This window comes from Bosea sp. 29B (assembly GCF_902506165.1).
GTDB lineage: Bacteria > Pseudomonadota > Alphaproteobacteria > Rhizobiales > Beijerinckiaceae > Allobosea.
Window position 1 is genome coordinate 5735053 of sequence record NZ_LR733817.1, and the last position, 14338, is coordinate 5749390.

A 14338-nucleotide genomic window follows, 5' to 3' on the forward strand; every position below is an offset into this window, starting at 1 on the left:
CCTGCGCGGAGCGCAGTTCCAACGATACGTTGACCTCAGCAGACTGCCGGGCTAGCTCTGCCCCTGCAGCCTGCCGCAAGGTACTGCCGTAGGCGTTACCGTCATCCAACGCGTCCTTGGTCGAGAAGGTCCCAGCAGGGAGATCTCGACGCACAAGGCGCCACGGTATGCCCCAGTCCCCTGCTTTGCGGCTGCACGCCCGCTCGAGACAGCTCGCTACTCCGGACAGGTTCACGCCTGCCGCGACGCGGCACCGTCTCCTCCGGTCGCCTGCCGTCAGCGTTCCCAAGGCCGCCGTGGCCTTCCTCTCACCGGAACCTGATGAAGGCAGCAATCATGAAGACGACTGGCAACACCATCCTCGTCACCGGCGGCTCCAGCGGCATTGGCCGTGCGCTCGCTGAGGCTTTTCACGCGCTAGGCAATCGCGTCATCGTCACAGGACGACGGCAAGCCCTCCTGGACGAGATTACGGCTGGCCGACCCGGCATGGCCGGCCTGCCGCTCGACCTCGACGCCCCTGGAAGCATCTCGCGCTTTGGCGACGAGATTCGTGCGCGCTTTCCCGACCTCAATGTCCTGATCGCCAATGCCGGCATCTCGCGCAGCGAGGACATGGCTGGCGACAGCTGGGACATCGCCGATGCGGAGGCTATCGTCTCGACCAATATTCTGGGTGTGCTGCGGGTGACGGCGGCACTGCTGCCACTCCTCAAAGGCCAGCCAAACGCGACGATCCTCGCGACCAGCTCCGCGCTCGCCTTCGTCCCGCGCGCCGACTTCCCGACCTATTGCGCCAGCAAGGCCTTCCTGCATTCCTGGCTGCAGTCGCTGCGTCATCAGCTCCGCAACGTCCCTGTCGAGGTGCTGGAGCTCTCGCCGCCCTATGTGCAAACGGAACTTACCGGCGCGCAGCAAGCCTCCGACCCGCGCGCCATGCCTCTCGCGGCCTATGTCACCGAGGTGGTGCAACAGCTCGAACAGGCCGATCATCCTCGGGGCGAGCTGTTGCTCGAACGCGATCAGTCCCGGCGCTGGGCCGAGCGCGATGGCCGCTACGAGGAACTCTTCGCAGCCCTGAACCCAGGCTGAGCTTTCAGGGCTACTAACAGGAAGAAGCCACCGTAGAGGCGCCTCCAGGGCGATCTGCGGTGGCCACTCCAACAGCTCTCGTAACGCTTGGGCTACAGCAGCCCCAGTTCCGCCAGCTCGCGCCGCATCTGCTCGGGCATGACGCCGAGATCGCCGCTGCGCCCGTCGATGTCGCGCGGCGCGTCCTTGTCCTGGAGGTAACGCCAGCCTTGGAACGGCCGGAACGGACGGGGCTCGACCGGCACCACCACCGGCTCCATCACCAGATGGCAGCGGCCGATGCCCTCGCCATCAGTGAAGGGGCGGATGGCGATCAGGCGCTGGCGGGCCGAGACCTGGCCCTTGATAACCCAGTAGAGCGATCCGCCGTTGACGATCTCCTCGACCCGCTTCGGCACCATGCGGGTGGTGTGCAACTGCTCTGCCGGTTCGCCGCGGGCGCGGCGCTGCGCCTGCCGCTCGGCGATCCACTCTTCGAGATCGCTGATCGATTCGGCGCCGACGCAGAGCTTGAGGATATGGAGCGGCATGGCGGGCAACCTAATCCTCGCCGACGCGCCTCGCCAGAGCCCGCGGCCTTTCTCCACAAGCCGGCGCACCCTTTCCCGTCATGGTCGGGCTTGTCCCGACCATCCACGTCTTCCTTCCTGCAATGAGGTATCCAAGACGTGGATGCTCGCCACAAGGGCGAGCATGACGGTGGAGACGCCGGGGTGGCCGGCGCGAATGCGGGTCATGACGGCGCCGCGCTCGCAGGCTACTAAGGCTGCCGACCCGAACGGAGACACGACATGCGCGGACTGCAAGGCAAGGCCATTCTCGTCACCGGCTCGTCGACCGGCATTGGCTACGCCATGGCCGAACGCCTGATCGCAGAGGGTGCCAAGGTGTTGATCCATGGCCGCGAGCAGAACGAGGTCGACACCGCCTGCCGCAAGCTCGGCCCCGCGACATCAGGCGCGATCGGCGATCTCGCCGAGCCGGCGACGGCCCAGGCGTTGGTCGACGCGACGCGCAAGGCCTTTGGCCGCATCGATGGCCTCGTGAACAATGCCGGCATCTATCCGCGCGGCGTGCTCGGTGAGACCACGGCCGCCTTCTTCGACCATATGATCGCGATCAACACCCGCGCGCCGCTGCTTTGCGCCGAGGCGGCGATCCGCGCCTTCCGGCTGCAGAAATCCGGCGGCTCGATCCTCACCGTCGGCTCGATCAACGCATTTTGCGGCAATTCCAACCTCACGGTGTATTCGATGTCGAAGGGAGCGCTGATGACGATGACGCGCAACCTCGCCAACACGCTCGGCCGCGAGCACATCCGGGTCAACCAGCTCAATGTCGGCTGGACCTTCACCGCCAACGAGGATGCGACGCAGCAGCGCGAGGGCAAGAAGCCGGGCTGGGAGAAGGAGGTGCCGCTCGAATTCGCCCCCTTCGGCCAGATCATGCAGCCGGCCGAGATTGCCGCCCACACCGCCTTCTGGCTCTCGGAGGAGAGCGGCCACGTCTCCGGCCAGATCTATGAGGTCGAGCAGTTTCCGCTGATTGGTCGCGGCCGAGCGGCGGACTAACTGGCGACGTAATTGCGCGGCACTTGAGCGATGACGCATCCGGGACGGCAGGGCGAACCCTTCCGGACTGCTTCGCCCACCTACCGAGATGACGATGCCGACCAACGCCTTTTCGCCCTGGCTGATCCGCTGGAATCTCGTGCCTGCCGGCGAGCCGATCCGCACCCATGCCAGTCAGCTCTTGCCTGTGCTGCACGATGGCCAACCCGCCATGCTGAAGCTGCCCGAGGTCGAGGATGAGCGGCGCGGCTACCTGCCGCTCGAATACTGGAACGGTGACGGTGCTGCCCGCCTCCTCGCCCGCAGCGACAATGGCGAGGCGATGCTGATCGAGCGCGCCACCGGCTCCCGTTCGCTCGCCGCCATGGCTCGCAGCGGCGCAACGGGTGACGATGAGGCGACCATCATCCTTTGCGAGGCCATCGCCGCCCTGCAGAGGCCGCGCGGCCCGGCGCCATCAGGCCTGATCCCGCTGGAAACCTGGTTCAAGGATCTCTTCCCGATGGCGCAGGAGCGCGGCGGCATCCTCGCCCGCGCAGCCGCCGCGGCGAACGAGCTTCTGCCGGCGCAGCGCGAGATCGTGCCGCTGCATGCCGACCTGCACCATGACAACGTGCTCGATTTCGAGGCCAAGGGCTGGCTCGCCATCGATCCGAAATCGGTGATCGGCGACCGCGCCTTCGAATACACCATCCTCTTCTGCGATCCCGACCTCACCGATCCCGAGCCGCCGGTCGCCATCCTGCCCGGCCGCTTCGAACGCCGGCTGGAAATCGTGCTGGCGAAATCCGGACTCGAGCGCGAGCGCCTGCTGACATGGATCCTGGCCTGGTGCGGGCTCTCGGCGGCATGGTTCCTCGGCGACGAGGATCCACTCGCCGAGATCAATCTCGCCGTTGCCGAGCGGGCGATCGTCGCGCTCGATGCGCGCTAGTTCTGCATCCAGGCGCTGAAGCGATCCGGCAGGACGTTCGACCCGCAGATCACCGTGGCGACGCGCTTGCCGCGATAGCGCTCGGGGTCTTCCAGCATCGCCGCGAGGCCCAGCGCCGCCGACGGCTCGGTGACGAGGGCTGCGTGCCGGTAGAGCAGCCGCATGCCTTCGACGATGCTGGCTTCCTCGACCAGCGGAACGTGATCCGCGACGGCGAGCAAATCGTTCAGCACTTCCGGGATCGGAAATCGCCCGGCGACGCCGTCGGCGATGGTATCGGTGCTCTCAGTGGTCACGACCGATCGGGCACGCCACGACAGCGCCAGGGCCGGCGCGCCTTTCGGCTGGACGCAGACGATCTCCGTCGCCGGCGACAGTGCCTTGAAGACATGGCCGACGCCGGTGGCCAGCGCCCCGCCACCGAGCGCGAGCAGCACGGTATCGATGCGCCCTGCCCCCTCGACGAGTTCGAGCCCGATTGTACCGGCGCCCTCGCAGGTGTCGAGGTTCTCGCTGTCCTCGATCAGGAAGGCGTTGCCGTCAGCCGCGATCTCCCGCACCCGCTCGCGGGCAGTCTCGATATCGCCTTCGACCAGCTCGACCACTCCGCCCAGCCGGCGAATGCGCTCGATCTTGCTGGGATTGGCGCCCTTCCCCGCGATCACGCTGACGTCGATGCCGCGCGCCCGGCCGCTATAGGCGAGCGCCTGGCCGAGATTGCCGGCGCTGGCACAGACCGCCGCCTTGGGACCGGAACTCCGGGCGAGACGCGCCATCGCAACCTCGATGCCACGGCCCTTGAAGCAGCCGATCGGGTTCGCAGTCTCGAGCTTGATGACGAGCTCGCAGCCGAGCAATTCGCCGAGCGTGGGAGATGGAAACTGCGGCGTATCGCGAAACAGCGGCGCGATTTCGCCCCTCGCCTGCCGGATACGGTCAAGGTCGAGCCTGGTGTTCGGCTGCATGGGACAAGCTTCCGGCAGGATGATAGGAAAGACTCGTGCGCTTTAACGCACAAGATCTTTGTACGCAATAACGCACAAGGCGGAGACACCTGCCATGAAGCCCGTCGGCCCGGTCGAGACACCGAAGCTGCTCAAGGCGATCCGGAGCGAGCGCGGCTGGAGCCTCGATCAGACCGCGGCGCGCACCGGCGTCAGCAAGGCGATGCTGGGACAAATCGAGCGGGGCGAATCCGCACCGACGATCGCGACGCTCTGGAAGATCGCCACGGGCCTGGGCGTTCCCATGACCGCATTGCTGGAGGCCGATGGCGGGAGCGGCGATGTGCTGCTTCTGCGCGACGCCGCTGAGTTACGTGTGCGCCCGTCGCAGGAAGGCATGCAACGGGCCCTCGTATTTCCGTATGAGGCGCGGTTCGGCTTCGAGCTCTACGAGCTCACCTTCGCGGCCGGCTTCGAAAGCATCTCGGAGCCGCACGATATCGGCGTCGTCGAGCACATCACCGTCCAGCACGGCGAGATCGAATTGCTGGTGGAGGAAGAATGGCATCCACTCAGGCAGGGCCAGTCGCTGCGCTTCCCCGCCGACCGCCGGCACGGCTACCGCAACCGGACTGCTGAGGAAGCGCTGGTCATGGACATCATCCACTACCGCTTCACGCCGAGCCCTAAGCCCTGAGCCTTCTAGAGAAGCGGCCAGGCCTCCAGCGGCGCAGCCCGTTCACTCCCCGAGCACGACCACCTTCGCGCCCTCGGCGACCTGGGCGCCCGGCTCGGCACCGAGCTCGGTGACGGTACCGTCGCGCGGAGCAGTCAGCACATGCTCCATCTTCATCGCTTCGACGATGGCGAGGCGCTGGCCCTTCACGACCGCCTCGCCAGCCGTGACGAAGAGCGCGATCAGCTTGCCGTGCATCGGCGCCTTGATCACGCCGCCAGCGCCAGCGACCGCATCGAGATCGACGCTGAACGGGTCGAACAGCGCGACGGAGGTCTGTCGGCCGCGATGCAACGCGAGATAGGTCCCGGCCTCGGCGCGGGCCAAAGTCACCTCATGCTCGCCCTCATCAAGCGGATGGCCCGGCAGCGAGACGCGGGCGTCCTCGCCGTTCCACTCGATCCTGGCTTCGATCCGCTCGCCATCAACCAGCAGCGGCAGCCCGAGCGCCGGGCGCGGCATCAGCGAGAAGGCGTCGGCGTCGAGCCAGGGCGACTTGGCTTCATCGCCGGTCCGCTCGACGGCAAGGTCGAGCGCCGCCACCTGGCGCTCCTCTTCCAACTGCAGCGCCGCCGCCGCGACCGCCGCCGCATCCAGCGGCTGCGGCTCGGCCCCAAGCGCTTCGATGTTGCGCTCGATGAAACCGGTATCGAACGGCCCCTTCCGAAAACCCTCGGCCTCGGCGAGCTTCTTCAGGAAAGCGAGATTGGTGCGTGGACCGGCGACGATGGTCTCGCCGAGCGCGAAAGCGAGATGGTCGAGCGCTTCATCACGGGTGCGGCCATGCGCAATCACCTTGGCGATCATCGGATCGTAGAACGGCGTCACCGTGTCGCCGGCCTCGACGCCGGTATCGATGCGGATGTCCTCGCTCTGCGGGAACTGCAGCGCCCAGAGCTTGCCGGTCGAGGGCAAAAAACCCTTCTCCGGGTCCTCGGCATAAAGCCGCGCCTCGACGGCGTGCCCTTCGGCGCGGACATCCTCCTGCGCGAAGCCGAGCGGCTCGCCGGCCGCGACCTTGAGCTGGAGCTCGACCAGATCGAGCCCGGTAATCGCCTCGGTGACGGGATGCTCGACCTGGAGGCGGGTGTTCATCTCCATGAAATAGAAGCGGTCGGCCCTGAGCCCGTCGCGCCCGTCGGCAATGAACTCGACCGTGCCGGCGCCGACATAGCCGACCGCCCTGGCCGCCTCCGTCGCCGCCTTGCCCATGGCGGCGCGCACCTCCGGCGTCATGCCCGGTGCCGGCGCCTCCTCGATCACCTTCTGGTGACGGCGCTGCAGCGAGCAGTCGCGCTCGTAGAGGTGGACGACATTGCCATGGCTGTCGCCGAACACCTGGATCTCGACATGCCGCGGCGAGAGCACGTATTTCTCGACCAGCACGCGCGCATCGCCGAAGGCGTTCTTGCCCTCGCGCTGGGCGCTGGCGAGCGCGTCGGCGAAATCCTCCGGCCGGTCGACCTTCTTCATGCCCTTGCCGCCGCCGCCGGCGACCGCCTTGATCAGCACGGGATAGCCGATGCGCCCGGCCTCCTTGGCGAGGAAATCGACGCCCTGCTCGGCGCCGTGATAGCCCGGCACGACCGGGACATTGGCCTTTTCGACCAGCGCCTTGGCGGCATCCTTCAGGCCCATGGCGCTGATGGCGGAAGCCGGCGGGCCGACGAAGACGATGCCGGCCGCCGCGCAGGCCTCGGCGAATGCGACATTCTCGGAGAGGAAGCCGTAGCCCGGATGGATGCAGGCCGCGCCCGCCTCCTTGGCGACCGCGAGGATCTTCTGCGCATCGAGATAGCTCTCGCGCGCCGGCGCCGGGCCGATCCGATAGGCCTCGTCCGCCATCTCGACGAACAGCGCCTCGGCATCGGCATCGGAATAGACCGCGATGGTACGCAGGCCGAGCCGCTTGGCGGTGCGGATCACCCGGCAGGCGATCTCGCCGCGATTGGCGATCAGGATGGAGGGCAGTTTGGCGGCAATCGACATGGGACATCCTCGAACCGATGCCCCGTTATAGCTCAGCCGAAGCCCTTGTCTGCGCCTTGTTGCGCAAGTGGCAGATGGGCACAGCGCCTCAAAAGGCGCGTCATGCTCGGGCTTGACCCGAGCATCTCAGGTCGGAAGAGGCTCTGATCAGCGCCTTCTCGTCATGGGATTCTCGAGTCTGCGCTTCGCTTCGCCCGAGAATGACGGCTGGCCTTCGCCGCCTCAATCCAGCAGTCGCAACCGCCGCCCAAGCTTCAGCGTCACCGTCGTGCCGATGATCAACCCTAGCGCAAAGACCCAGCCCGAGACCGCCCCGGCCGAGATGCCCGAGAGCAGTGTCCCGACCGTGCAGCCGAGGCCGAACACCGTGCCCCAGCCGAGCAGCGTACCGCCGACCAACCCGCGCAGCACGTGCCCGCCGGTCGGCCGCCGCGGCTTGAACTCGCCCGCCGCCAGCGCGGCGGCGAAGGCAGCCGCGACCAATCCGGCAACGAAGAGCCCGTTCGGCGTCAGCAGCGTCTCGCGGATCAGGGTGGCGCAGCCGCGGAAACTGTCGAGCCCTTCCAGCCGCGCCGGCAGCCAGTCGAACTGCATCGCCAATTGCCGCGAGCGCGAGCCGAGCTCGGCGGTAACGCCGAGCGGCGACAGGCGAAGATATGCGGCGACGCCGATCAGCCCGACGAAGAAGCCACCAAGCCAGGCTGGCCAGCGCCGCAGGAAGATCGCAGCGATGGGATCGACCTGCGCCTTGTCCGAAGTGCCGTGCTCGCTCGGCCGGCCAACCCGCAGTAGCCACCAGGCGGCCGCGCCGAGCACGGCGAGCCCGGCCAGCAGTGCGCCGCCATAGCCGAGCTGCCGCGGCAGCCACAGCACGGGCGATTCCGAGATCGTCAGGAGATAGAGTTCGTTCCAGCTCAGGAAGCCGAGGATGAAGCCGAGGCCGGCGCCGATCAGGGCGAAGGGCGAAGTCGGCGAGCCCTCGCCCAGCCGGTAGAGATGGGCGCTGATGCAGGAGCCGGAGGTCGCCATGCCGGCGCCGAAGGCGAGCCCCGCCAGCAGCAGTGCCGGGCCGACCGGGCCGATATGCGCCGTCGGCGGCAGGCGCGTGCCCGTGGGATCGGGCAGCCAGGCGCCATAGATCAGGGTGTAGCCGGCAAGCCCGACCGCCAGCGCCGTGAGAATGCCGAGCAGCCCACGCGGATCACGCCGATCGAGCCAGTCCTTCCAGATGCAGAAGAAGCAGAAGCGCGCCCGTTGCTGCACAACGCCGAAAGCGGCGCCGAGGATCAGCGAGAGCTGCAGCTGCGGCGCCGGATCGCCATGGCGCCCGACGAGGTAGATGGACACCGCGATCGCTGTGGCAACGATGGCCGCCGCGATGTAGCGCAAGGGCGGCAGCCCGATCGGCTCCGCCCCCGCCTGCCGGCGCGCCACCTCGTAGTCCAGCGCGCCGCTATCGTCGGAGATGCTCATCGGCGAGCTTACTTGCCGCCCCAGACGGTGCCGGCCGGATTGCTGATCGGCAGGCCGACGACGTTGCCGTATTCGGTCCAGGAGCCGTCATAGTTGGCGGCCTGATAGCCGAGCACGCGCGAGAGGATGAACCAGGTGTGGCTCGAGCGTTCGCCGATGCGGCAGGAGGTGATCACCGGCTTGCTGCCATCTATGCCGACCTCGGCATAGAGCTTCTTCAGCTCCTCCGGCGACTTCAGCGTGCCGTCGGCCTGGTTGACCGCGCGGGCCCACGGCACGTTGACCGAGCCGGGGATATGGCCGGCGCGCAGCGCCAGCTCCTGGAAGCCGGCCGGAGCGATGATCTTGCCGGAGAACTCGTCCGGCGAGCGGATGTCGAGGACGCGCGCCTCGGACTTCTTCTCGACGGTGGCGACGATGTCGGTCAGCCGGGCGCGCAGCGCCTTGTTGGGCTCGCCGACAGTGAAACTGGAGGCCTTGACCGGCACCGGATTGGTCGCGACCGGGCGCTTCTCCAGCTCCCATTTCTTGCGACCGCCATCGAGCAGTTTCACGTTGTCACGCAGGCCATAGATGTCGAACACCCAGGCCCCCCAGGCGGCGAACCAGTTGTTGTTGTCGCCGTAGAGGACGACGGTCACGTCCTTGTCGACGCCGAGCTTGCGGGCCAGCGCCTGGAACTTCTCGGGGCCGGCGATGTCGCGCGATATGGTCTCGACCAGGTCGGTATGCCAGGCGATGTTCTGCGCGCCGGGGATATGGCCGCGCTCATAGATGCCGGGCTCGACGCTGACCTCGACGACCCTGACCTTGGGATCGCTGAGGTTCTTCTCCAGCCACTCGGTCGAGACCAGCGGGCCGGTCTGGGCCAGCGCCGCGCCGCCGAGCGCAAGGCTCGCGGCCAGCACAGCCGCACCGCGGCGGATGAGGGAGAGGACGGACATTCTGGCGCTCCTTGGCACCGATCGGGCCGGATCGGGCCCGTTTCGGCATGAATTGCAGGGGCTGCCATGATTTCGCCACGTGGCGTGCCGGAGAAGCCGGACAGGATTTTTTTGTTTGTCGCCAAGGCGGAAGAACTGGGTCGTACAACCTTGGTTGGAGGAGAAACTTCTTCTCATGCACCCCTGAGAGGGTCATCCCGGACGGAGCGCAGCGGAGATCCGGGATCCATTCCTGAGCCTTTCCGAATAAGGTTCCGGAATGGATTCCGAGTCTCCCTTCGGTCGCCCGGGACGACCGTCGGCCTAGGATGAGACGTTCGCCCGATCCTGCGACTGTCTCGTCGCGCGCCAGATCGCCCAGGTCGCCTGGAAACAGAGGAAGGCGACGAAGATGTCGAACAGGTATTCCGGCCAGCGCACTGGCAATAGCCGCGCGGCGAGGCCGAGCAGCGCGAAACCGCTGGTCGAGATCGCATCGTTCCGGCTCGACAGCCAGGTCGCCTTGATCACCGGATTGGACTCGCCCCGGAAACGCCAGAGCACGCCGATGATGAGATAGGCGATCAGGATCGCGCTCGCTGCCGAGAAGCCGAGCGTGAAGAGCTCGATGGGTCGCGGCCGCAGGATCTTGTCCCAGAGATCGTAAAGCGTGTGCAGGCCCGCCACCGCCATCACCGCGCCGATGCCGAGTGCCGCCAGCTTCTCGGCCCGCTCGTCGCGGCCGAAGACCAGCGCCGCGATGCCGTAGAGCGCGACGTCGTAGACCCAGTCGACGCCGTCCTTGAACAATTGATTGTTGCTGATCGCCAGCGCCCAGAGCACGACATTGCCGGCGAAGATCAGGATGCCGAGCGCGATGCCCCAGATCGTCAGCCGATAGGCGCGCGCGACCCTGGGATCGACCGGCGCGGCATGGCCGGGCTCGTCCTCAGTGGAGGCTGGGCTCTCAAGGCTCGTCAAAGGCCGCTCCGGATCGGATCGGACAGTCTGGCGCAATCGCGCCGCGCCGCAAGCCGTCTTCCCACTCGCGGAACCGCATGTTTAGCTGGCGAGACGCAACCACGGGGCGAGTCGGGCGGACATCCTCTTTGAGAGACCAGAGACAGGCAGGCAGCACGCAGGACGAGATCGAACATTCAACGCTTTCATTGACGGGGAGACGATTGGCATGACTGCGATCATTGGATTCCTCAACACCGTCTTCTGGGGCTATGTGCTGATCTACGGCCTGCTGGCGGTCGGCATCTATTTCACCCTGCGGCTGAAATTCGTTCAGATCCTGCATTTCCCCGAGCTGTTCCGCTCGGTGATGAACGCGCCGGTCGAGGACAAGAGCGGCATCACCCCTTTCCAGGCGCTGTGCACCAGCCTTGCCTCGCGCGTCGGCACCGGCAATCTCGCCGGCGTCGCGGTCGCTCTCTATCTCGGCGGCCCCGGTGCGATCTTCTGGATGTGGATGGTCGCGCTCGTCGGCATGGCGACAGCCTATTCGGAAAGCACGCTCGCCCAGCTCTACAAAATCCGCGACGAGAACGGGCAATATCGCGGCGGCCCGGCCTTCTATATCGCCAAGGGCCTGAACGCGCCCTGGGCGGCCGTGCTGTTCTCGCTCTGCCTGATCCTCGTCTTCGGCCTGGTCTTCAATGCGGTGCAGGCCAATTCGATCGCCGACGCCATGCAGGGCGCCTTCGGCTTCGACAAGATCTATGTCGGCGTCGCGCTCGCTCTCCTCTCGGCCGTCGTGATCTTCGGCGGCATCAGCACGATCGCCCGTGTCGCCGAATATGTCGTGCCCTTCATGGCGATCGCCTATCTCCTGGTCGCGATTTACGTGCTGGTGGTGAATATCGCCGAGGTGCCGGCGATGATCGCGCTGATCGTCAAGAGCGCCTTCGGGCTGGAAGCGGCCGGCGGCGGCATCGCGGCGGCCATGCTCAACGGCGTCAAGCGCGGCCTGTTCTCGAACGAGGCCGGCATGGGCTCGGCCCCCAACATCGCCGCGGTGGCGACGCCGAACCCGCACCACCCCTCCTCGCAGGGCTTCGTCCAGGCGCTCGGCGTCTTCATCGACACCATCCTGATCTGCACGGCGACGGCGATCATGATCCTGCTCTCGCACAAGCTCGTGCCGGGCTCCGGCATCACCGGAACGCCGCTGACGCAAGAAGCGATGACGGTGCATATCGGCGCGGCTGGGCGCTATTTCATCGCGGTGGCGATCTTCTTCTTCGCCTTCACCTCGATCATCGGCAACTATGCCTATGCCGAGAACGCGATGACCTATCTCGGCGCCAACGGCACGCTCGGCCTCGGCATCTTGCGCGTCGCTGCGCTCGCGATGGTGATCTGGGGTGCCTATGAGAGCGTCTCGACCGTGTTCGACGCCGCCGATGCGGTGATGGGCCTGATGGCGTCGATCAACCTGATCGCGATCGTATTGCTCTCGGGCACGGTGGCGAAGCTGACCGCCGACTTCCTCGCCCAACGCAAGACCGGGATACCGCGCTTCCAGACGGCGCAGTATCCGGAGCTCGCCGGCAAGATCGACCGCGAGATCTGGGACGAGAAATAGGGCACAACCCGCCGGCCCCCGGAGCAGCCTGCTCCGGGGGCCGGCGGGCGATTCCTCAGCCGCGGCCGACGAGCGGGGCCTTGGTCGCCATCACCGTGACGAACAGGATGTTGGCCTCGAGCGGCAGGCCGGCCATGTGCAGCACGGTCGTGGCGACGTGGTCGACATCCATCACCGGCTCGACCTTGATCGAGCCGTCCGGCTGCGGCACGCCGGTGGTCATCTTCTTGGCCATCTCGGTCAGCGCATTGCCGATGTCGACCTGGCCGACGGCGATGTCGTATTTGCGCCCGTCGAGCGAGGAGGTCTTGGTCAGGCCGGAGATGGCATGCTTGGTCGCGGTATAGGCCGCCGAGTTCGGCCGCGGCACCTGCGCCGAGATCGAGCCGTTGTTGATGATGCGCCCGCCGCGCGGCTCCTGCGACTTCATCGCCTTGAAGGCCTCCTGCGTGCACAGGAACGGGCCGGTCAGGTTGGTGTCGACCACCCTCTGCCAGTCCTCCAGCGAAAGGTCCTCCAGCAGCACGCCGCCCGGCGCATTGACGCCGGCATTGTTGAACAGCACGTCGACCCGGCCGAACTTGGCCTTGGTCGCGGCGAACAGGGCTTCGACCGATTTCTTGTCGGTCACGTCGGTCGAGACCGCGAGCGCCTGCTCGGCCGGGGCGCCCGAGAGCGTGATCGTTTCTTCGAGGGCATCGGTGCGGCGCCCGGCCAGCACGGTACGATAGCCGTCCTTCAGGAAGGCGATGGCGACGGACCGGCCGACGCCCGAGCCGGCACCGGTGATGATCGCGACCTTGTTATGCCCAGACATGCGCTTCCTCGCCTTACCGTGTTTTCAACCGTTTCAGGTGCCGCACCATAACAGCGTATGCAGTATACGGAACCGCTTTTCCCGCAGACCGGCTCCGCCCTGTCCCTTGCCTGACGCAAGGTCTGCCCTACTGTTCTAGCGAGGGAGGATGCGTCATGACCAGCCTGAACCGCCGCAGTTTCGTCGCCGCCGGAGCGGCGAGCCTCGCCGGAACCGCTTTCGCCCAGCAGCCCGGCCATGAGCAGCACGGCGGCCATTACGAGCGGCTGAACCAGCCCGGCCGCATCGGCAAGCCCGAGCTCGCCGCCTCGCAGAACGTCTTCGATTCACCGGCGCCCAAGGCCGCCGATCCCGGCCGCTGGAGCACGAAGGCGCTGCTGCCGCTGCCGCGCTCGGAAATGGCCTGGGCGGCGGCGCATGACGAGCGCATGCACATCGTCGGCGGCTATGGCGAGCAGCGCACCGACCGGCCCTATCACCATGTCTACGATCCCAAGGCCGATAAATGGGCTGACGGCGCGCCGCTGCCGCAGGGCGCCAACCATGTCGGCGTCGCCTTTCTCGATGGCAAGCTCTACGCCATTGGCGGCTTCCTCGAGCAGAACCGCAAGCCGCATCCACGCTGCTTCGTCTACGATCCCAAGGCAGACAAATGGGCAGAGATCGCGCCTTTGCCCCGCCCGATCGGCTCGGCCGCGATCGTCGGCCTGAACGGCGTGCTGCACTCGATCGGCGGCGCGATCGGCGACACCACCGAGAGCAAGACCTCGGTCAACTGGCACCGCGTCTACGATCCCAAGGCCGATGCCTGGAGCGAGCGCGCGCCGCTGCAGACGGCGCGCGACCACACCGGCACGCTGGCGATCGGACAGCTGATCCACGTCATCGGTGGGCGTGTCGACTCGTTCCACACCAACTCCAACCTGCACCACGCCTATGACCCGGCGACCGACAAATGGGCGCCGCGCAATCCGCTACCGACCGCCCGCTCCGGCCATGGCGCCGTGCTCTATCGCGGCAAGGTCTTCATCATGGGCGGCGAAGGCACCAACCGCGTCTTCGGCCAGATGGAGGCCTATGACCCCGCCAGCGACGGCTGGGAGCAATACGCCCCGATGCTGACGCCGCGCCACGGCCTCGGCGCCGCCCTCGTCGGCGACGCCATCCACGTCGCCGGCGGCGGCCCGATCATGGGCGGAGGCGTCCAGAGCGCCGTGCACGAGGCGTTCAGTCTGGGGTGAGCCGATCGCGAGGCCAGCCCTCGCG

At 67.0% G+C, this 14338-nt stretch carries 13 protein-coding genes; 6 read left to right on the forward strand and 7 right to left on the reverse strand.

The window, feature by feature from the left end:
* Positions 1–336 precede the first annotated feature (336 nt).
* The gene (locus tag GV161_RS27790) at positions 337–1092 is read left to right on the forward strand and encodes an SDR family NAD(P)-dependent oxidoreductase (RefSeq protein WP_152013759.1); all 756 of its coding nucleotides are present in this window, start codon (positions 337–339) and stop codon (positions 1090–1092) included.
* A 92-nt stretch (positions 1093–1184) separates the two neighbouring features.
* Here GV161_RS27790 and GV161_RS27795 read toward each other — a convergent pair whose 3' ends face one another.
* Positions 1185–1622: a DUF1489 family protein gene (locus GV161_RS27795; protein ID WP_152013758.1), complete on the reverse strand. Its 438-nt coding sequence runs from the start codon at positions 1620–1622 to the stop codon at positions 1185–1187.
* A gap of 261 nt (positions 1623–1883) precedes the next feature.
* Between GV161_RS27795 and GV161_RS27800 the strand changes: the two genes are divergently transcribed.
* Positions 1884–2663, forward strand: coding sequence for an SDR family oxidoreductase (locus GV161_RS27800; RefSeq protein ID WP_152013757.1), 780 nt, complete (start codon positions 1884–1886; stop codon positions 2661–2663).
* A gap of 94 nt (positions 2664–2757) precedes the next feature.
* On the forward strand, positions 2758–3597 hold the full coding sequence (locus GV161_RS27805) for an aminoglycoside phosphotransferase family protein (RefSeq protein WP_152013756.1): 840 nt from the start codon (positions 2758–2760) through the stop codon (positions 3595–3597).
* On the opposite strand, the gene GV161_RS27810 is transcribed toward GV161_RS27805, so the two are convergent.
* A complete protein-coding gene (locus tag GV161_RS27810; protein ID WP_152013755.1) occupies positions 3594–4562 on the reverse strand; it encodes a pyridoxal-phosphate dependent enzyme in 969 nt (322 codons plus the stop codon). The two genes, GV161_RS27805 and GV161_RS27810, sit on opposite strands and share 4 nt — an antisense overlap.
* 94 nt (positions 4563–4656) lie before the next feature.
* Here GV161_RS27810 and GV161_RS27815 point away from each other — a divergent pair, with 94 nt between their 5' ends.
* Positions 4657–5238, forward strand: a complete 582-nt coding sequence (locus GV161_RS27815) for an XRE family transcriptional regulator (RefSeq protein ID WP_152013754.1) — start codon at positions 4657–4659, stop codon at positions 5236–5238.
* 42 nt (positions 5239–5280) lie between these two features.
* On the opposite strand, the gene GV161_RS27820 is transcribed toward GV161_RS27815, so the two are convergent.
* From GV161_RS27820 to GV161_RS27835, 4 genes are all read right to left on the reverse strand, one after another.
* Positions 5281–7266 carry a biotin carboxylase N-terminal domain-containing protein gene (locus GV161_RS27820; protein WP_152013753.1) on the reverse strand — a complete coding sequence of 662 codons (1986 nt, stop codon included), beginning with the start codon at positions 7264–7266 and terminating at the stop codon, positions 5281–5283.
* A gap of 222 nt (positions 7267–7488) precedes the next feature.
* Positions 7489–8739, reverse strand: a complete 1251-nt coding sequence (locus GV161_RS27825) for a YeeE/YedE family protein (protein WP_152013752.1) — start codon at positions 8737–8739, stop codon at positions 7489–7491.
* Positions 8740–8747: 8 nt separating this feature from the next.
* On the reverse strand, positions 8748–9683 hold the full coding sequence (locus tag GV161_RS27830; protein WP_152013751.1) for a sulfurtransferase: 936 nt from the start codon (positions 9681–9683) through the stop codon (positions 8748–8750).
* 303 nt (positions 9684–9986) lie between these two features.
* On the reverse strand, positions 9987–10643 hold the full coding sequence (locus tag GV161_RS27835) for a cation transporter (RefSeq protein WP_152013750.1): 657 nt from the start codon (positions 10641–10643) through the stop codon (positions 9987–9989).
* Positions 10644–10851: 208 nt separating this feature from the next.
* On the opposite strand from GV161_RS27835, the gene GV161_RS27840 reads away from it, so the two are divergent.
* The gene (locus GV161_RS27840; RefSeq protein ID WP_152013749.1) at positions 10852–12255 is read left to right on the forward strand and encodes an alanine/glycine:cation symporter family protein; all 1404 of its coding nucleotides are present in this window, start codon (positions 10852–10854) and stop codon (positions 12253–12255) included.
* 55 nt (positions 12256–12310) lie between these two features.
* On the opposite strand, the gene GV161_RS27845 is transcribed toward GV161_RS27840, so the two are convergent.
* The gene (locus GV161_RS27845; RefSeq protein ID WP_152013748.1) at positions 12311–13072 is read right to left on the reverse strand and encodes an SDR family oxidoreductase; all 762 of its coding nucleotides are present in this window, start codon (positions 13070–13072) and stop codon (positions 12311–12313) included.
* Between the two features lie 155 nt (positions 13073–13227).
* Here GV161_RS27845 and GV161_RS27850 point away from each other — a divergent pair, with 155 nt between their 5' ends.
* Entirely contained in the window at positions 13228–14313 is a 1086-nt protein-coding gene (locus GV161_RS27850) for a kelch repeat-containing protein (RefSeq protein WP_152013747.1), read from the forward strand.
* Positions 14314–14338: the final 25 nt, after the last annotated feature.